Annotated in this window: 18 protein-coding genes; 10 read left to right on the forward strand and 8 right to left on the reverse strand. The window is 65.7% G+C overall.

Annotated elements, in window-relative coordinates; genetic code table 11:
• Nucleotides 1–44: 44 nt before the first annotated feature.
• Nucleotides 45–953, reverse strand: coding sequence for a PhnA-like protein (locus AUL30_RS01350; RefSeq protein ID WP_083507598.1), 909 nt, complete (start codon nucleotides 951–953; stop codon nucleotides 45–47).
• A 174-nt stretch (nucleotides 954–1,127) separates the two neighbouring features.
• Here AUL30_RS01350 and AUL30_RS01355 point away from each other — a divergent pair, with 174 nt between their 5' ends.
• Both AUL30_RS01355 and AUL30_RS01360 read left to right on the forward strand, forming a co-directional pair.
• A complete protein-coding gene (locus tag AUL30_RS01355; RefSeq protein WP_062226020.1) occupies nucleotides 1,128–1,667 on the forward strand; it encodes a hypothetical protein in 540 nt (179 codons plus the stop codon).
• Between the two features lie 45 nt (nucleotides 1,668–1,712).
• Entirely contained in the window at nucleotides 1,713–2,636 is a 924-nt protein-coding gene (locus tag AUL30_RS01360; RefSeq protein ID WP_062226022.1) for a bile acid:sodium symporter family protein, read from the forward strand.
• Between the two features lie 9 nt (nucleotides 2,637–2,645).
• On the opposite strand, the gene AUL30_RS01365 is transcribed toward AUL30_RS01360, so the two are convergent.
• The 4 genes from AUL30_RS01365 to AUL30_RS01380 form a co-directional block, all read right to left on the reverse strand.
• Entirely contained in the window at nucleotides 2,646–3,554 is a 909-nt protein-coding gene (locus AUL30_RS01365) for a 3'-5' exonuclease (protein WP_062226024.1), read from the reverse strand.
• A 73-nt stretch (nucleotides 3,555–3,627) separates the two neighbouring features.
• The gene (locus AUL30_RS01370) at nucleotides 3,628–3,960 is read right to left on the reverse strand and encodes a hypothetical protein (RefSeq protein ID WP_062226026.1); all 333 of its coding nucleotides are present in this window, start codon (nucleotides 3,958–3,960) and stop codon (nucleotides 3,628–3,630) included.
• 113 nt (nucleotides 3,961–4,073) lie between these two features.
• Entirely contained in the window at nucleotides 4,074–4,850 is a 777-nt protein-coding gene (locus tag AUL30_RS01375; RefSeq protein WP_062226028.1) for a porin family protein, read from the reverse strand.
• Between the two features lie 65 nt (nucleotides 4,851–4,915).
• Nucleotides 4,916–6,145 (reverse strand): ROK family protein, encoded by a 1,230-nt coding sequence (locus AUL30_RS01380; RefSeq protein WP_062226030.1) that lies wholly within the window; start codon nucleotides 6,143–6,145, stop codon nucleotides 4,916–4,918.
• Between the two features lie 178 nt (nucleotides 6,146–6,323).
• Between AUL30_RS01380 and xylF the strand changes: the two genes are divergently transcribed.
• From xylF to AUL30_RS01410, 6 genes are all read left to right on the forward strand, one after another.
• Nucleotides 6,324–7,367, forward strand: coding sequence for a D-xylose ABC transporter substrate-binding protein (gene xylF / locus AUL30_RS01385; protein ID WP_062226033.1), 1,044 nt, complete (start codon nucleotides 6,324–6,326; stop codon nucleotides 7,365–7,367).
• 62 nt (nucleotides 7,368–7,429) lie between these two features.
• Nucleotides 7,430–8,731 (forward strand): sugar ABC transporter permease, encoded by a 1,302-nt coding sequence (locus AUL30_RS01390; protein WP_062226035.1) that lies wholly within the window; start codon nucleotides 7,430–7,432, stop codon nucleotides 8,729–8,731.
• Nucleotides 8,728–9,531 carry an ATP-binding cassette domain-containing protein gene (locus AUL30_RS01395; RefSeq protein WP_062226036.1) on the forward strand — a complete coding sequence of 268 codons (804 nt, stop codon included), beginning with the start codon at nucleotides 8,728–8,730 and terminating at the stop codon, nucleotides 9,529–9,531. Before AUL30_RS01390 ends, AUL30_RS01395 begins: the two co-directional genes overlap by 4 nt.
• A gap of 30 nt (nucleotides 9,532–9,561) precedes the next feature.
• The gene (locus AUL30_RS01400; protein ID WP_062226037.1) at nucleotides 9,562–10,323 is read left to right on the forward strand and encodes an SDR family NAD(P)-dependent oxidoreductase; all 762 of its coding nucleotides are present in this window, start codon (nucleotides 9,562–9,564) and stop codon (nucleotides 10,321–10,323) included.
• 106 nt (nucleotides 10,324–10,429) lie between these two features.
• On the forward strand, nucleotides 10,430–11,092 hold the full coding sequence (locus AUL30_RS01405) for a YdcF family protein (protein WP_062226038.1): 663 nt from the start codon (nucleotides 10,430–10,432) through the stop codon (nucleotides 11,090–11,092).
• A gap of 153 nt (nucleotides 11,093–11,245) precedes the next feature.
• Nucleotides 11,246–13,111 carry a putative bifunctional diguanylate cyclase/phosphodiesterase gene (locus tag AUL30_RS01410; protein WP_062226039.1) on the forward strand — a complete coding sequence of 622 codons (1,866 nt, stop codon included), beginning with the start codon at nucleotides 11,246–11,248 and terminating at the stop codon, nucleotides 13,109–13,111.
• Between the two features lie 110 nt (nucleotides 13,112–13,221).
• Here the strand turns inward: AUL30_RS01410 and AUL30_RS01415 are convergent, their stop codons facing one another.
• The 3 genes from AUL30_RS01415 to AUL30_RS01425 form a co-directional block, all read right to left on the reverse strand.
• Complete coding sequence (locus AUL30_RS01415; RefSeq protein WP_157069802.1) at nucleotides 13,222–13,431, reverse strand: hypothetical protein; 210 nt, start codon at nucleotides 13,429–13,431, stop codon at nucleotides 13,222–13,224.
• A gap of 107 nt (nucleotides 13,432–13,538) precedes the next feature.
• Nucleotides 13,539–13,748: a cold-shock protein gene (locus tag AUL30_RS01420; RefSeq protein WP_062226041.1), complete on the reverse strand. Its 210-nt coding sequence runs from the start codon at nucleotides 13,746–13,748 to the stop codon at nucleotides 13,539–13,541.
• Between the two features lie 193 nt (nucleotides 13,749–13,941).
• Complete coding sequence (locus AUL30_RS01425; RefSeq protein ID WP_062226042.1) at nucleotides 13,942–14,961, reverse strand: LLM class flavin-dependent oxidoreductase; 1,020 nt, start codon at nucleotides 14,959–14,961, stop codon at nucleotides 13,942–13,944.
• 286 nt (nucleotides 14,962–15,247) lie between these two features.
• On the opposite strand from AUL30_RS01425, the gene AUL30_RS01430 reads away from it, so the two are divergent.
• Together AUL30_RS01430 and AUL30_RS01435 are read left to right on the forward strand one after the other, a co-directional pair.
• Nucleotides 15,248–16,342 (forward strand): transporter substrate-binding protein, encoded by a 1,095-nt coding sequence (locus tag AUL30_RS01430; protein WP_062226044.1) that lies wholly within the window; start codon nucleotides 15,248–15,250, stop codon nucleotides 16,340–16,342.
• The gene (locus tag AUL30_RS01435; protein WP_062226047.1) at nucleotides 16,339–16,944 is read left to right on the forward strand and encodes an ANTAR domain-containing response regulator; all 606 of its coding nucleotides are present in this window, start codon (nucleotides 16,339–16,341) and stop codon (nucleotides 16,942–16,944) included. Before AUL30_RS01430 ends, AUL30_RS01435 begins: the two co-directional genes overlap by 4 nt.

Here is a 16,944-nt window from a genome sequence, read left to right on the forward strand (position 1 = left end):
GGCGGCAGCGATGCCGCCCATCCGTTTTTGTCAACGTCCGCGGATCAGACGCGCGGCCGAGCTGCAAGCGTGTGCGCGCGAACGACACCGGAACGGCCGCCCAGCCATCCGGCTGCGGCGCCGAGCACCAAAGCGAGCGCCGCCAGAAGGCTGCCCTTCGACGCCGCGGATGCGGCCGCATCGGCCGCTTGCGTTGCACGCTCCTGCGCCGTCTCCACCGCGGAGCGGTAGCGCTGCTCGATATCGGCCACCTGCTGCTGCGCCTCGGGCAGCGGAATGCCGCGCGCCTGGGCCAGTGCTTCGGCGGCTTCCTGGCGTGCCTGGTCGGCGCCATCGGCCCCGCCCGTCAAGAGCGCGCGAATGGCGTTCACGGCATTGGCCTGCAGCGCCTCCGGATCGGTTCCGGTGGCACGGACCTGGTTTTCGATGGCATCGAGCGGGTCGCCATCCGTATTGGCGATGGCGGGTGCCGCCGCCTGTATCGCAGTCTGCCCAACGCCGCCGATCGCCGAGGCGACCCCGCTGACCGCGCCGCCGACGATGGCCCCGACCGTCGTGGTGAGAAGGTACAAAACGACGAGGGTCGTGAAGGCCCAGGTCGTCAGGCCGTGCAGCGCCGCTGCAGTCCGGTCGGCGCGTCCCGACATGCGCGCGGCGACATAACCGCCGACGAAGGCGGCCACCAGTGCCGAACCCAGCGCCCACAGTCCCGCCCCGATGGAGAAAGATGCCGCCGTGGGGTTCTCTGCCGCGCCGGCCGCGGGATCGAGCACGCCGGTACCGATGCCCGTACCAACGAGGGTCAGGATAACCTGCGTCGCCAGCGCAATCGAAACGCCCGCGAAGATCGCGCCCCAGGATACGCGGTTCAAAGCGGCCGTGGCCGTGGCGGCGTCGGCAATGGAGGCCGTGCCGGCGGCGACGCGCTGCCGATCATTTTCATAGGATGCCATGTTCCGTTCCATCCCTCTTTTTTAAGACCGGCAGGACGCCGTTCAGACAGGTAGATGGCGGCCTGCCCTCGCAGGAACAGGGATCGTTGCGCGGCAATCGAATTCCTGCTTTTGCTACAGAAAGCGGGATATGCGGGCGCAGCGCTCGCTTTCCGGTTGCGGTGGGACCCGGCTATGAATCTGATCGTCAGTTTTCTCCCTTTTCTCGTCTTTGCGGTGGGCCTCCACTTGGGCTATGTCGCACTCGCTTTGTGGGGCGCCGCGATCGTCGCGGCGGTGCTGCTGGTGCGGGACGTCGCCATCAACCACAAGTCAGCCAAGATATTGGAGGTCGGCACACTGGTGCTGTTCCTGGCGCTGGCGCTCTATACGAGCCTGTCGGGCCGCGACTGGACCATTCCGGATATACGGCTGATCATCGATGGCGGCCTCTTCGCCATTGCGGCAGGCTCGCTCGCCATCGGCCGGCCCTTCACGCTGCAATATGCGCGCGAAGGGGCGCCCGCTTCCATCTGGCATTCTCCCGCCTTTCTGGCCGTCAATCAGCGGATAACCCTGGTCTGGTGTGCAGCCTTCCTTGTGATGGTGGCGACGGACGCGGCCATGATCTGGCTGCCGCAGATTCCGCAGCGACTGGATATCGTCGCAACCATCCTCGCGCTGGTTGCGGCGGTGCGCTACACGAAACACGCTGCGGGGAGCGCGGCAAACTAAGGCAAAGGCCACGCCCTGGCGGGGCAGCGCGACGACCGGGAGCTCATGCAGCGAATCCTTGCAACGATCCAGGACCAGCTGCTTCTCCTGGCCGTGGCCACGGCAGCGCTCGGCCTTGTCCTTCCGGGGCTTGGCCTTGTTTTGGCAGACCATATCGCGCTCCTTCTGGCGCTCCTGATGTTCGTCATCAGCCTGACCTTCGATGCGCAGGCCGTTCGGGCCATCCTGCGCCGGCCGGGCCGTCAGCTCTGGGCGCTCGGCCTCGTCTACGGCCCCATGTCGCTGGCGGGTTGGCTGACGGGACGCCTGTTTTTCGGGACAGGGCCGCTTGCCGCGGGGCAGACGCTCGTCGGCACGCTGCCGACGGATGTCTCCGCACCGTTGCTCGTCCTCCTGGCGCGGGGCAACGTCGCGCTTGCCGCCGTGCTGAACGCCGTCAACACGATCCTGTCGCCGCTGATCGTTCCGTTGCTGTTCCTGGCTTTGACCGGCATCGAACTGGCCGTGCCGCTCGGCGATATTGTCGTGGAGCTGGTCCTGGTCGTCATCGTCCCGACGGTTCTTGGCGTCCTTTTGCGCACGCGCTGGCCCCATGCCGTCGCCCGGCTCGATCCGGCGCTCCCCGCCGCGGGATCGCTCCTGTACCTCGCGCTTCTTCTGGCGGTGATCGGGCCGAATGCGGCCGTCATCCTCGGCTATGGCTGGTATGCGCTCGTCATTGCGCTGGCCGCTCTCATCCTGAACCTCATCGGCTATGCCGTCGGCTCGCTCGCGCTCCTGTTCGAGGAAGACCGCGCCGAGGTGACGGCTTTCCTATTCACGGTTGCCAAGAAGGAGTTCAGCATCGCGGCGGCCTTCGTCGCCTTCTCCGGGCTGCCGTCGGAGGTGGCGGTTCCGGCCGCCTTCTACGCCGTCATCCAGATGATCACCTCGCCGCTCGCGGCGCGGCTTCTGTCCCGCACAGGGTGACGGGCGGTTTCAAGCGGATTTAAAACGGTCCAGCGCCGTCAGGGTCTGGATCAGCGGGTCGGCGGCAGGATGCCGGTAGATTTCCCCGCGCAGGAAGGCGAGTTCGGCTTCGGCATCGGTTTCGTCCACCTCCACCCACCAGGCGCGCGGCCGGCCATCGCTGCCATCGGACCAGCGATAGCCGCGCTGCTTCAAAAGGTCCTTCAGGTCGAAGGGCGCATGTTCGGCATAAATCCGCCGGCGTGTCCGCGCACTGGCTGTCAGGAGGCGGGCGAAGGGGGTGCCGCCCCCTGTCGGCAGCGTATGATCGAGGATTTCCAGCAAGGCGTGGCAATCATCCACGGCGCGGTGCCCGTCATGAAACAGTCCGCAGCCGGACAGGAGGTAGGACAGCTTGCTTCCTTCGAAACCCAGTTCGCGCCAGGCAATCTCCGCATGCGAGCACGCCCAGGCCTTAAACGCGAAGGAACGGGCCAGGCCCTCGCAGAAGCGGCGGTCGAAGGCCGCGTTATGAGCAATGACGAGATCGGCCGGCGCCGCGAATGCCTCGAGAGCCGCCAGGTCGATTCGCTGTCCGGCCAGCATGGCATCGGTAATTCCCGTCAGGCTGACGATCTCCGGCGGCAGCGGCGCCTGCGGCTCGGAAAGCCCCTGGAACACCCCGACCACATCGCCGATCGTGCCGGCGTCATCATAGGTGAAGGCCACGGCGCCGACTTCGATCACCTCGTCCCGATCGTGCCGCAGCCCGGTCGTCTCGGTGTCGATAATGATGGCGAGCCGCGGAGCCAAGCTGTCCGCGCGCGCGATGACCGGGCGCGGATGCAGCTTGCGCAGGATCCGATACCGGCCGGTTTCCTCCAGCCGCCGGGCCAGCCTTTCATCCTCGTCGAAGCTGAAAAGATCGAGCTGGTTCATGCCGTCTGTCTCTGTCTGCCGGTATCGCCCTCCCTACCGCGCGAAAGCGGTCCGGGTCAAAGGCGCTCGCCCCTCAATCCTTCGTTTCGGAGGCAGAGGCCTTCTTCTGCTTGGCGGCCCAGTCGCGACCGGCATCGCCGCCCCATAGGAGCCACGCGACATAGCCGGCGGAGGGGTTGTCGTCATCGCCGAAATTGGCGGCGCGCTTGTCGACCTTGTGCCGCGCGAAGTAGCTGACCATCCGCTTGATCGTATCCTCGGACAGCTCCTTGCGATCCTTCAAGTCCCGCGCGCGGGCAACGCCCACCTGCGTGCCGCCGCGCTTGAACGCCTCGCGCAGCTTGAGGCCCTTTGCGGCCTGCGCGGCGACGGCCTGGGGTGGTTTGTTTTTCGATGTCTGCGCCATGATCCTTCGCCCTCGGCTCCCGGTTTTGCTTCGGGGCACAACGCGGATCGCCCTGCCTTCGATCCCACCGGGGCTGCGCGCCAGACAGGGGGTCCGATTGGCCGTTGCCGCGATCAGAAGCGGAAGGTGGTGCCGATGATCGGTCCGCTCATATCCACGTCGATGTTCAATCCGCGCCGGTCATAGTCGATGCTCTGGGTGCGGTAGCCTGCGGACAGGTAGACCGAGGGCGTCAGCTGAAAGTTGATCGTGGCGAAGCTCTGCCAGGTCAGTTCGCTGCCGATCTGGAAACCGCCGACATCCCCATAGGCGATGACGGACCAGCGTGGCGCAAAATCGTGGCGCAAGCGCACGGCGAGGATCGGATCGACCCATCCGCGCGATTCCGACAGGGTCTGTGGCAGCGGACCCAGCGGCGCTGGCAAATTCACCTCTGCCGTCACATCATAGGCGCGGGCCCCGGCCAGAAGGTCGAGGACGGTGTGGGGCGTTTCCACGACGCTGTAGCCGGCCAGTAGCGTGGCCGAAAACTGCCGCAGCGATGCATCGACCGGCAGCGTGACGCCGGCGAAGGGGATTCGCACATCGTGCGTTTCGGACACGGAGGCGTAGCTCATATCCCCGGCAAGGACGACGCGCCCGTGCCGGGCCGTGCCTGTCAGGAAGAAGGCCGCATCCAGATTGTCCAGAATATCCCCGAAGCTGCGTTCGAAAGAGCCGGCCGGGGCAGGTTCGCCGGGGTCTACGCTGCCCTGCACACCGACGGCCCAGACATAGGGGGTCACCTGGAAGCGCCAGGGCTCGGCCGTCTGAGCACAGGCGCCGGATGGCGTTGCCAGGCTCAAGGCGGCAGCGCCGAACAGGCCGGCACGGTAACTGATGGCTCGCATGTCGGACCTGGCCCTCCGGGCGCCCTGCAACGCAGAGGTCGCAGCGGCGCAGTCTTTTCGCAACCCTAGAAACCGACCGCCGTATTGGCAACCGAACTCTGCGCCGGAATGGCGTGGATATCGTCCACCCGGGCAAGGGCCAGGGCGACAGAGGCTTCCAGGATGATCTGGTCGACATCCGGGTAGACGCGAAACGGAACGTCCGCGCCCGATCCGGCAATGGCGCTTTCCCCTATGGCGGCGCGGATGGAAGGCTCCAAAAGATCCATGGCCAGCGCCCCGGACCCCACGAAGACGATCGGCAACGGATCGATCAAGGCGAAGAGACGGCCCAGACCATAGCCCAGCGCCTGCCCCGCCTGCGCGAAAGCCGCCAGCGCGCGCGCATCCCCCCGGCGCGCGGCCTCGGCCAGATCGCGCATCTCCACATCGGTGATGCGGCGTGCCGGCTGTGCCTCTTCATCGCCCCTTGCGGCGCGCCAGATGGCGTAATCGCCGGCATAGGCTTCGATGCAGCCGCGCTTGCCGCAACGGCAAGGCGCGCCATCCGGAATATGGTTCATATGGCCGAACTCCACGGCCGAGGAATGCGCGCCCTGGAAGGTCGATCCGTGCAGGCGCAGGCCCATGCCGACGCCAAAGCCGATGAAGAGCGTGGCGAAGTTGGAGAGGGTCGCCTCGCCGCTCCAGCGGAAGCGTTCCGGCATCAGCCCGCAATCGTTCATCACCAGGACCGGGGCGCCGAGCCGCTCCTCGATGGGGCCACCCAGGTCGATATCCCGGCCGCCGACGACGGGCGACCAGAGGAGCCGGCGGTTCTGTGCATCGGCGACGCCCTGCACTGCCACCACGACATGACGGAGCGGGCCGCCCGCCCCGCAGTCGCTCAAGCCTGCGCCGATCATGTCGGCGATGCGTTCGGCCAGGGCTGCGCCGGGATCGGTCATCAGGTCCACCCGCGCCTGCCGCATGGCCAGGATGGCGCCGCCATAGCCGGCAATGGTGACCGTCACCTCGCCCACGGCCACTTTCACGGCCGCGACGCGAGCCGCATCATCGTTCAGGCTCATGCTGATTTCCGGCCGGCCGCGGCGTGGCGCTGCCGGGGTTGCCGCACTCTCCACCAGGATGCCCTCGCGGACGAGATCGCCCACAATGTCGGAAGCGCCGGAATTCGACAGGCCGCTTTGCGCCGCAAGGCCACGGCGCGTCGACAGGCGCGCCTGGCGGAAATGCTCGATGGCCAGACGCCGGTTCTGGCGCCGGACGGCTTCCGAGTCCGATTTCGACAACATTAAAACCACCCTCCCGACGATCGTACGGAGCCCGCCGACCGCATTCTTATGACCCCACGTTGACACCAAGAAATCTATCTGTCACCTTTTTTCCGCGCCCTGGAATAATAGGCGCTGGCGGTTTCGGGAGTTCCGCCTTGGGAGTTGCAATGCCGCATGCGCGGCCTGGGAGGAAATTATGAAATTCACTCGTCTCGCGCTTGGCTGCGCGGCGCTTTCGCTCGTCCTGTCCAATGTCGCCATGGCGCAGGAAGGCAAGACCGTGGGCGTTTCCTGGTCGAACTTCCAGGAAGAGCGCTGGAAGGTCGATGAGGGCGCAATCCGCGCCGCCCTGGAAAAGGCTGGCGCCCGCTACATCTCGGCCGATGCGCAATCATCCGCGGCCAAGCAGCTCACCGACGTGGAAAGCCTGCTTAGCCAGGGCGCCGATGCGCTGATCATCCTGGCGCAGGATTCCAGCGCCATCGGTCCGGCCGTGCAGCGTGCGGTCGACGAAGGCGTTCCGGTCATCGCCTATGACCGGCTGATCGAGAACCCGGACGCCTTCTACATCACCTTCGACAACAAGGAAGTGGGCCGCATCCAGGCCCGTGAGGTGGAGAAGGTCGCGCCGACCGGCAACTACGTCTTCATCAAGGGCAACGCGGCCGATCCGAACGCCGACTTCCTGTTCTCCGGCTCGATGGAAGTCCTGAAGCCGAAGATCGACTCCGGTGAGATCAAGAATGTCGGCGAAGCCTATACGGATGGCTGGCTGCCGGAAAACGCGCAGGCCAACATGGAGCAGTTCCTGACGGCCAACAACAACGAGGTTTCCGCCGTCGTGGCGGCCAATGACGGCACGGCCGGCGGCGCCATCGCCGCGCTGGAGGCCCAGGGCCTGGCGGGCTCGGTCCCGGTGTCGGGGCAGGATGCGGACCACGCCGCGCTCAACCGCATCGCCCGTGGCACGCAGACCGTCACCGTCTGGAAGGACTCCCGCGAGCTCGGCCGCCAGGCGACCGAGGTCGCGCTGGAACTGGCCGACGGCAAGGCCATGGGCGATATCGAAGGCGTGACGACCTTCAATGGCGGCCCGAACGGGGTGGAGATGACCTCCCTCTTCCTGACGCCGGTAGCGATCACCAAGGACAATCTCGGCACCATCATCGATGCGGGCTGGGTCACCAAGGATGTCGTCTGCCAGGGCGTTGCCGCCGGGTCCGTGCCGGCCTGCAACTGAGCCATGTCCGGCGGGCGCGCCGCATCGCCGCGCCCGCCGGTCGCTCCACAAGGAACCGTACCATGACCGACACTTTGGAACGCCGCGGTGACGCGGGCGTCGGCGCGCGCCTGTCCAAGCTCATGCGCGCGACCGAGGTCGATACGCGCATGCTGGGCATGCTCGGCGCACTCTTCGTCATATGGATCGTGTTCGACATTTTGTCGGGCGGTCTTTTCCTGTCGCCGCGCAATCTGTGGAACCTGTCCGTCCAGACGGCCTCGGTGGCGGTCATGTCCACCGGCATGGTGCTGGTCATCGTGACCCGGAACATCGATCTGTCGGTCGGCTCCATCCTGGGCTTCACCGGCATGATCATGGCCGTGACCCAGGTGCAGTTCCTGCCGCCGCTCCTCGGCTTCGAGGGGCCCTTCAACTGGATCATCGCCGTGGCGGTGGGTGTCGTCGCGGGTGTCGCGATCGGCGGGCTGCAGGGTGTCATCATCGCCTATGCAGGCGTGCCCGCCTTCATCGTCACGCTCGGCGGCCTGCTCGTCTGGCGCGGCGGCGCCTGGTGGATGACATCGGGCAAGACCGTCGCTCCCATGGATTCCAATTTCCGCCTGATCGGCGGCGGGGCCGAAGGATCGCTCGGCGAAAGCTGGACATGGGCGCTCGCCGCCGTCGCCTGCCTCATCGTCTGCCTGTCCTTCGTGATGGGGCGCCGGCGCCGGCAGCGCTTCAAGTTCCAGCAGCGGCCGATCTGGGCCGAGGTGCTGCTCGCGGCTGTCACCTCCGGCGCGATCCTGGCCGCCGCCGCCCTGCTCAACGCCTATAAGTGGCCGACGGCGGTCGCGGCCCGCTACGCGCGGGACAACAACCTCACCGTGCCCGATGGCGGCCTGTCGATCGGCTACGGGCTGGCCATTCCGGTGCTCATTGCCATCGTCGTGGGCATCGTCATGACCTTCGTCACCACGCGGACCCGCTTCGGCCGCTATGTCTTTGCCATCGGCGGCAATCCGGAAGCCGCCGAGCTTGCCGGCATCAACACCCGCTGGGTGCTGACCAAGGTCTTCATGCTGATGGGCGGCCTTGCGGCGCTCGGCGCGGCCATCTCGACCGCGCGCCTGAACGCGGCCACCAATGCGCAGGGAACCCTGGACGAACTTTACGTCATTGCCGCCGCCGTGATTGGCGGAACGTCGCTCGCCGGGGGCGTCGGCACCGTGGCGGGCGCCATGATCGGCGCCGTGGTGATGCAGTCGCTCCAGTCCGGCATGGTGCTGCTCGGGATCGACTCGCCCTTGCAGGCCATCATCGTCGGCATCGTACTTGTGCTTGCCGTGTTTATCGACGGCGTCTACCGCAGGAGGACCGCATGAGCCAGGTTCACGAGGCACCGGCAGCCACCGGCGTGCCCCTCATCGACATGCGCGAAATCTCCATTTCCTTCGGCGGCATCCATGCCGTGGAGCGCGCCTCCGTCAACCTGTATCCGGGCGAGGTCGTCGCCCTTCTGGGGCACAATGGCGCGGGCAAGTCCACGCTCATCAAGATCCTGTCCGGCGCCTACAAGCGCGATAGCGGAGAGATCGACGTCAACGGAGCGCCCGCGCAGATCGGCAATCCGCGCGATGCCAAGGCCTACGGGATCGAGACGATCTACCAGACTCTGGCGCTTGCCGATAATGTGGATGCGGCCGCCAACCTGTTCCTGGGCCGCGAAATCATGACGCCCTGGGGCACGCTGGACGACGCGGCCATGGAGGCGGAAGCCCGCAAGGTGATGGGGCGCCTCAACCCGAACTTCCGGCGCTTCAAGGAGCCGGTGAAGGCCCTGTCGGGCGGCCAGCGCCAATCCGTGGCGATCGCCCGCGCGATCCTGTTCAATGCGCGCATCCTGATCATGGACGAGCCGACGGCTGCGCTCGGCCCGCAGGAAACGGCGCAGGTCGGAGAGCTCATCAAGGAGCTGAAGAAAGACGGTATCGGCATCTTCCTGATCAGCCACGACATTCACGATGTCTTCGATCTGGCAGACCGGGTCGTCGTGATGAAGAATGGCAAGGTCGTCGGCGAAGCGCCGACAAGCGCGGTCACCAAGGACGAAGTCCTCGGCATGATCATCCTGGGCAAGTGCCCGCCGGGCGCAACGCCCGGCCCCGGCGCCATGGCATCCTGAAACGAACCCCTCAAAGCAGGTATAGACATCATGAGTAAAATCGCCGTGGTGACGGGCGGAAACTCCGGCATTGGCCGGCATCTGGTCGAGGCCCTGTCCGGTGCAGGCTACGCAGTCGCCTTCTCCTGGCTCCACCAGCCGGAGCTGACCCAGTCCCTCGTCGAGGGCATCGAGGCGAAGGGTGGGCGCATCCTCGGGCTCGAATGCGATGTCGGCGACGAGGCGGCGGTGATCGCCTTCTATAAGGCGGTGCACGACTGGGCCGGAACGGCTCCGGACCTCCTCGTCAACAATGCCGGCATCCAGACCTGGGGCCCGCTCCTGGAGGTGCAGGTGGAGGACTGGGACGCCGTCCTCCGCGTCAATCTGAAGGGGACCTTCCTCAACACCCGCGAAGCCGCACGGCATATGGTGGAGGCCGGCAAAGGCGGCGCCATCGTCAATATCGGATCGGGCTGCAACAAGCTGGCCTTCGGCAACCTCGTCGCCTACACGGCGTCGAAGGGCGGCATCGAACAGTTCACCAAGGTTTCGGCGGTGGAACTCGGACCCAAGAATATCCGCGTCAACTGCGTTGCGCCCGGGGCCATCCTGAACGAGCGCACGGCGCAGGAGACGGGCGACTATGCCGGAAGTTGGTCGGCCATCACGCCGCTCGGCCGCGTCGGCACGCCGCAGGACCTGTCCGGGCCGGTCCTGTTCTTTGCGAGCGATGCGGCGCGCTTCGTGACCGGCCAGACTTTGTGGGTCGATGGCGGCGTCTTCACACAGGCCAATTTTCCGCGCTACTGATTGAGAGCCCATCCGCGCCACCGACAGGCCGCCCCCCGGCCAGAGCGTGGCGCGGGCGAGCCATCGGCCGGAGCATCGCGGCGTTCATGGCGAAGGATCGAGTGGGATGGACGCCGACAACCCCGTGCTGACGCAGGATGTCCTGAACGCCGCGCAGACGCTTTGGCGCTTTCACAACCGGGGCACGCCTTTGCGAAGGCGGGCCGATTGCATTGTCGGATTGTGCAGCTACGACCTGCGGGTTGCCGATCGCTGCGTCCAGTTGTTCCGGGCCGGCCACGCGCCGCATATTCTGTTCACCGGTGCCGTCGGCAACTGGACCCACGGCCTCTATGCCCGGAGCGAGGCGCGCGCCTTCCACGATCATGCGTCGCAGGCGGGCGTGCCGGAAGATTGCATGTCGCTGGAGGAACAGGCCCGCAATATCGGTGAGAACCTGCAATACGCCGCGGCCATGCTGGGCCCTGCCCCGACCGTCATCCTCGTGACCAAGCCACAGACGCAGATGCGCTGCCGCGCCAGCGCCGCGGTGCAATGGCCAGCGGCACAGGTTTGCGTAACAGCGCCGCAACACGACCTGTCCATACAGGTTCAGGCACCCGGCGGGTGGCAGCGACTTCTGGAAGAGATGGTGGGCGATCTCACCCGTATGGACCGATACCCCGCCTTGGGTTTCCAGCGTCCGGTCAGAATCCTGCAAACTGTCAGACATGCATATGATATTCTGGTGCGTGCTGGATTTACCGGCCATTTGCCCAAATTTGCCTGAGGGGCCTGGCCTGAGATCTTGACCTTATTCCTACCCGGCACACTTTCCGCTGAGCCGCTCGCCTCCGAACCGCTGGTTTGGGCCGATACCGGCGAACGGAGAACCGGTTTGAGTTACCAAAAGAAGTCCCCTGCGCCCACATCCAAAGGGAGTTTGACGGCCCCGGCACGGACGAGCACGTCCCGACGTCGGATTGCCGGGCTGGAATCCGATCTTGCATCGAGCAAGGCTGAGCTCGAGCGGGAGCGGGAGTGCCGACGCCTGATCGACGCGGTCAGCCAGACGGCCAGCGCCGCCATGGCGACAGATGACGCGCTGGTGCTGGTGCTGGAAGCCACGTCCAGAAGCATCGGGGCGCAGTTCTGCGCCTTCTACCGACGCGAGGCGCAAGGTTTCGTCCATTGGCTCGACGTTGCCATAGAGGACGCAGCATCAGGTAAGACCATGGCACGGCTGGCAAGCGCGTGCCGCCACACGATCGTAAGGATCGACGCCGAGGGTGCGCCGGATGCCATCCGGCAGGCGGCCGCGGAGGCGGCCGGACTTCCCATCGTGACGGCGATGCAGGTCTGCGCCGGGGGCGAAGTCGTGGCCTTGGCCCAGTTCTTCCGCCCCGGCAGGATCAGCGCCGAGGATGAACTGCCGGCCATCCTGTCACAGATCGGCCTGCAGATCGGCCATATCGTGGAACGGTATGATGCAAAGGCCGCGCTTCTGGCCGAAGGCGGGCACGATGCGCTCACCTGCCTGCCCAACCGGGCGGCCTTCACGCGGCGGCTGGAAGTTGCGCTCAACTCCGGGCGGCATGACAAGGCGCTTCTGTTCATCGATCTCGATCGCTTCAAGCTGATCAATGACAGCCTGGGCCACGTCGTCGGAGACCGCCTTCTGCAGGAGATTGCCCGCCGCTTCGAGGCTGCTTTGCGCGATGAGCCGACCTTCGTCATGCTGGGTCGCTTCGGCGGCGATGAGTTCACCGTCCTGTTGCGCAATCTGGACGATCGCGAAGCCGCCATGGGTGTCGCTCGGCGACTTCAGGCCTCGATTGCCGGACCTATCATGATCGACCAGGCGTCGATCCATACGAGCGCAAGCATCGGCATCGCCTTCCTGGAAGAAGGGCTGACCGAAGTGAACGATGTCGTGCGTGCGGCCGATCTGGCCATGTACAGGGCCAAATCCGATGGGCGTGCGTCGATCGGCCAATATGACGACACGTTGCAGAAAGTCGCGCGGCAGCGGCTGGCGCTTGAAAACGCAATGCGCGGCGCCATCGCCGGGCGGCAGTTCCGTTGCCACTACCAGCCGATCGTCTGCCTGCGCACGGGACGTATCCAGAGCTTCGAGGGTCTGGTGCGCTGGCACAATGGGCCAGACACGATCGTCCCGCCTGCCGAGTTCATCCAGGTGGCGGAAGAGACCGGCCTGATCGTCTCCATCGGCTCCCTGGTGATGGAGGAATGCCTTCAGACCCTGTGTCGGTGGGACGAAGAATTCGAAGACGGCCACAGGCTCGGCGTCAGCATCAATGTCTCGCCATTCCAGTTCCTGGATCCATGCTTCGAGGAACGCATCATCGATACGATCCGGGCGGCCCGGATCGACCCACGTCGTGTGACGCTGGAAATCACCGAAAGCGGCATGATCCGCTATTCCAACCGCGTGGCCAGCTTCCTGCGGACATTGCAGGCATTCGGGGTCGGGATCAGCATCGATGATTTCGGGACCGGCTACTCCTCGCTATCGGCCCTGCACACGCTGCCGCTCGATCGGCTCAAGATCGATAAGGCCTTCGTGGCGAACCTGAGCATCGCGTCCCATGGCAGGCAGGTGATCCGCACCATCCTGGACCTGTCCCGCAACCTTGGGCTCGACGCTGTCGCCGAAGGAGTCGAAACTGCGCAAGCGGAAAGGATGCTCCGCAATATGGGCTGTTCATTGGCGCAGGGTTATTACTACTCGCGGCCCGTTCCACTCACGGGCGTCGCGGCGCTGATCGACCGCTACGGCATTCTTTAGAACCGGTGGCCGCCTGTAGCAGGCGGTACGAAAGGTCCAGCGCCACCCTCATTCGCATGATCGATCGGCCGCGGCAGTCCGCGACCGGGATCGACTGTCGTATCATTGACTCAGCGCGCCGCCTTGCGGACGCGCTTCTTCTTTTCGACCGGAGCGGGCGCGGCGGCTTCTGCTTCCTTGCGCATCAGACGCAATTTCTCGGTTTTGGCGCGGCGCGCTTCCAGCTCGTTGGCGATCATCGACATGGCCGTGCCTTTGGCCGACTGGTCGATCCGCGGGTAACGCGGCTGGTCGTTGGTGACGGTCAGTTCTTCGGCCATGACGGCTCCTTGCGCATCGGGAAAGGCGGGAACGAAAAAGGCCGGGCGTTGCCCGGCCTTCGAAAGCATCACGGTGCCGCAGCGATCATGGGCACCTGGGACACCATTCAAGCAGACTGAAGGTTGTCGGCGGAAGCGCGGCCGGTGCGGCGGTCGGTGACGACCTCGTAGCCGATCTTCTGCCCTTCCTGGAGCTGCGGCAGGCCCGCACGCTCGACTGCCGTGGCGTGCACGAACACGTCGCTGCCGCCCTCATCCGGGGTAATAAAGCCGAAGCCCTTGGTGGTGTTGAAGAATTTTACAGTACCGGTAGCCATTTTGCGTCCGTTCACAAAGATGATGCGACCATGCCCAAATGCAGGCCGAGCGTGGAGTCGAATATGAAAGGAGTAAAATGGGCGCCGTGCTGAGCGCCATGTAAACCGCAGACCAAATTCGATGCTTTGTATATAGGTGACACGACTAGTTGAGGCAATGCCAAGCCTGTAAGAATGTGGCTCGGCTTCTGCCCTAACGCCAGCCGAGCGCGGGCGCGACATGGGTCAGGATCTGCTCGATCACATGGGCGTTGTACTCGACCCCGAGTTGGTTCGGCACGGTCAGGAGCAGCGTGTCGGCGGCGGCGATGGCTTCATCACCCGCAAGCTGTTCGATGAGCACATCCGGTTCGGCCGCATAGCTTCGCCCGAAGACCGATCGCGTATCGTCGATGATGCCGATCTGGTCCGAACCACCGGACCGCTGGCCGAAATAGGCACGGTCCCGTTCATCGGTGATGGCAAAGATGCTCCGGCTGACCGAGACGCGCGGCGTGCGCGCATGGCCCGCTTGTGCCCATGCCGCGCGAAAGGCCTGTATCTGCTCGGCTTGCTGGATATGGAACGGTTTCCCGCTTTCGTCCGTCTTCAGGGTCGAACTCTGGAGGTTCATACCCTGCTGAGCAGCCCAGACGGCCGTCGCGTTGGAGGACGCGCCCCACCAGATCCTGTCGCGCAGGCCCGGCGCATGGGGCTCGAGCCGCAGGCGGCCGGGCGGGTTCGGGAACATGGGCTGCGGGTTCGGTTCGGCAAAGCCGTTCCCCTTCAGCACCTCCAGCAGAACCTCGGCATGGCTGCGCGCCATGTCCGAGGCGTCCTGCCCCTCGGCCGGCTGATAGCCGAAGTAGCGCCAGCCATCGATCACCTGCTCGGGCGAGCCGCGGCTGATGCCCAGTTGCAGGCGGCCGCCTGAAATGAGATCCGCAGCGCCCGCATCCTCCGCCATATAGAGGGGGTTCTCGTAACGCATGTCGATCACGGCGGTGCCGAGTTCTATTCTGCGGGTCTTTGCAGCGGCCGCGGCCAGCAGCGGAAAGGGCGAGGCCAGTTGCCGCGCAAAATGGTGCACGCGGAAATAGGCGCCATCGGCGCCGAGCTCCTCGGCGGCCACCGCAAGTTCGATGGATTGCAGGAGCGCGTCGGCGGCCGAGCGCGTGCCCGACCCCTGCGCCGGCGACCAGTGCCCGAAGGATAGAAAGCCGATCGACTTCATGATTCTTGACCTCTGCCTGCGGCGCTGCGGCCGGGCGATTTTCCGTTCTACGTCACATAATGCGCTTGGCTTGCATCATAAACGGCGCTTTGCGCGCCAAAGGCTGAACGGTCCGTCGCCATTGTGATCAAATGGAAGGCACACGCGCTGCGTGCAGCAAATGCAACTTGACGCTCATGCCGTCTCTCGTATCATCGCTGTCACATAGGCCTTCGGGCCACGGCATTCGCGCCCCGTTCACCGCATGACCATGCGGTGTGCGGGGCTTTTTATTGGCAGGTCAGACATGCGACGGCCCATTCCCCTCGGCATCCTGTTCTCGCGCAGCGGCGATTACGCGCTCCTGTCGAGGACAAGCCACGACGGCGCCATGGCCGGCATCGAGGCCGTCAACGCGGATCCGCGCCGGACGATCCGCTTCGAGCCGCAGGAGCGCGACCCCGGGAGCCGGGCCGACGCCTATGGCCCGCTCTGCGCCGAGCTGTTGCAGATCGGCGGGCTCCGGCACATTGTCGGTTGCGTGACCTCCTCGTCCCGCAAGGAAGTGATCCCGCTCATGGAACGTCACGAGGCCATGCTCTGGTACGCCGCACCCTATGAAGGGTTCGAGGCGAATGAACGGGTCATCTACACCCATGCCTGCCCGAACCAGCATATCGTGCCGCTGCTCAACTACGCGCTGCCGCGCCATGGCCGGGAGGTTTTCCTGCTTGGATCGAATTACGTCTGGGGCTGGGAGAACAACCGTGTCGCGCGGGAGATCGTGGGCGCGTGGAACGGGCGCATTCTGGGCGAACGCTTCCTGCCGGTGGGCGATGGCGATGTCTCGCGCATCATTGCAGAGATCCGCGCGACCCGCCCCACGTTGATCGTCAACAACATGATCGGCCAGTCATCCTATGCGCTGCTGCGCGCACTCGCCGAGCTCGGGCGGGAGGATCCCGCCTTCCGGCCGGATCGCTGCCCGGTGCTGAGCTGCGATCTGATGGAGACGGAACTGCCGGCTTTGGCCGGCGCTGCGGAGGGCCATCTCGTCGTTGGCCCCTATTTCGCCGATCTCCAGCCACCCCGCTCGTCGATGGAAGCGGCCGCGCATGCCAGCGTGCTGGTGCTTGCCGATCTTATCGAGGCTGCGGACAGCGCGGACCCGGCCGCGCTGCGGCGCTTCATCGGGACGCGCGTCCACCAGACGCCGCTCGGTCGCCTGCAAATCGACGCGCGGACGCAGCACAGCCACCTTCCGGTTCTGGTCGGGCGCATCACGGGGAATCGTTTCGTGCCGGTCTGGCAGAGCCGCGAGCCCATCGCACCCGATCCCTACCTTTCCCATCACGATGCGCGCGGCCCCCTGGCAGAGCGCCCCTTGCGGGTGGTCTCATGAGGACGGGCGTCGGCATTCCGCATCTTGGCGGCGCGCAGGCCTTTGTCCTGCACCGTGAGCACCAGGACTGCACCACGCTGATCCGCCAGCTCGGTGCCATCGGCCTGGAGACGACCGCCGCCTGGCCCGAGCTCCCGCCGCAAGCCATGCTGGCGGACTTCGTCTTCTTCGATGCCGATATGGGCTTCGACCAGCAGATGCCATGGCCGACCGGGCAAGCGCCGATGCCGCTTATCGCCATGATGGGCAGCGAGGCCCCGGGTCGGATCGAATGGGCGTTGCGCCAGCGGGCGGACGCGCACCTGACCAAGCCGCTGCGCAATTCGGGCGTCTATGCCGCGCTCGTCATCGCGCGTCAGCGCTTCGACGAACGCGCCGGCCTGATGCGTGAGATCGCCGCGCTGCGCGCGCAGGTCGATGAGCGGCGCACCGTGCTGCAGGCGCTGCTGCGCCTGACCCATGAGGGCCTGAGCGAGGCTGAGGCCTATGACCGGCTGCGGCGCACCGCCATGGACCGGCGCATCACCATCGAACAGGCAGCGGCGACCCTGGTTGCCGGACCATCCGCGGGAGGTGCGCGTGAGCGAACCCGTCGCCTTTGA

This window comes from Aureimonas frigidaquae (assembly GCF_001463905.1).
In the GTDB taxonomy this organism is placed as follows: Bacteria; Pseudomonadota; Alphaproteobacteria; order Rhizobiales; family Rhizobiaceae; genus Aureimonas; species Aureimonas frigidaquae.

What these genes read in the sequence shown, in the direction of transcription:
- AUL30_RS01350 (WP_083507598.1), bottom strand. Translation starts at nt 953, where the DNA reads ATGGCATCCTATGAAAATGATCGGCAGCGCGTCGCCGCCGGCACGGCC.
- AUL30_RS01355 (WP_062226020.1), top strand. Translation starts at nt 1,128, where the DNA reads ATGAATCTGATCGTCAGTTTTCTCCCTTTTCTCGTCTTTGCGGTGGGC.
- AUL30_RS01360 (WP_062226022.1), top strand. Translation starts at nt 1,713, where the DNA reads ATGCAGCGAATCCTTGCAACGATCCAGGACCAGCTGCTTCTCCTGGCC.
- AUL30_RS01365 (WP_062226024.1), bottom strand. Translation starts at nt 3,554, where the DNA reads ATGAACCAGCTCGATCTTTTCAGCTTCGACGAGGATGAAAGGCTGGCC.
- AUL30_RS01370 (WP_062226026.1), bottom strand. Translation starts at nt 3,960, where the DNA reads ATGGCGCAGACATCGAAAAACAAACCACCCCAGGCCGTCGCCGCGCAG.
- AUL30_RS01375 (WP_062226028.1), bottom strand. Translation starts at nt 4,850, where the DNA reads ATGCGAGCCATCAGTTACCGTGCCGGCCTGTTCGGCGCTGCCGCCTTG.
- AUL30_RS01380 (WP_062226030.1), bottom strand. Translation starts at nt 6,145, where the DNA reads ATGTTGTCGAAATCGGACTCGGAAGCCGTCCGGCGCCAGAACCGGCGT.
- xylF (WP_062226033.1), top strand. Translation starts at nt 6,324, where the DNA reads ATGAAATTCACTCGTCTCGCGCTTGGCTGCGCGGCGCTTTCGCTCGTC.
- AUL30_RS01390 (WP_062226035.1), top strand. Translation starts at nt 7,430, where the DNA reads ATGACCGACACTTTGGAACGCCGCGGTGACGCGGGCGTCGGCGCGCGC.
- AUL30_RS01395 (WP_062226036.1), top strand. Translation starts at nt 8,728, where the DNA reads ATGAGCCAGGTTCACGAGGCACCGGCAGCCACCGGCGTGCCCCTCATC.
- AUL30_RS01400 (WP_062226037.1), top strand. Translation starts at nt 9,562, where the DNA reads ATGAGTAAAATCGCCGTGGTGACGGGCGGAAACTCCGGCATTGGCCGG.
- AUL30_RS01405 (WP_062226038.1), top strand. Translation starts at nt 10,430, where the DNA reads ATGGACGCCGACAACCCCGTGCTGACGCAGGATGTCCTGAACGCCGCG.
- AUL30_RS01415 (WP_157069802.1), bottom strand. Translation starts at nt 13,431, where the DNA reads ATGGCCGAAGAACTGACCGTCACCAACGACCAGCCGCGTTACCCGCGG.
- AUL30_RS01420 (WP_062226041.1), bottom strand. Translation starts at nt 13,748, where the DNA reads ATGGCTACCGGTACTGTAAAATTCTTCAACACCACCAAGGGCTTCGGC.
- AUL30_RS01425 (WP_062226042.1), bottom strand. Translation starts at nt 14,961, where the DNA reads ATGAAGTCGATCGGCTTTCTATCCTTCGGGCACTGGTCGCCGGCGCAG.
- AUL30_RS01430 (WP_062226044.1), top strand. Translation starts at nt 15,248, where the DNA reads ATGCGACGGCCCATTCCCCTCGGCATCCTGTTCTCGCGCAGCGGCGAT.
- AUL30_RS01435 (WP_062226047.1), top strand. Translation starts at nt 16,339, where the DNA reads ATGAGGACGGGCGTCGGCATTCCGCATCTTGGCGGCGCGCAGGCCTTT.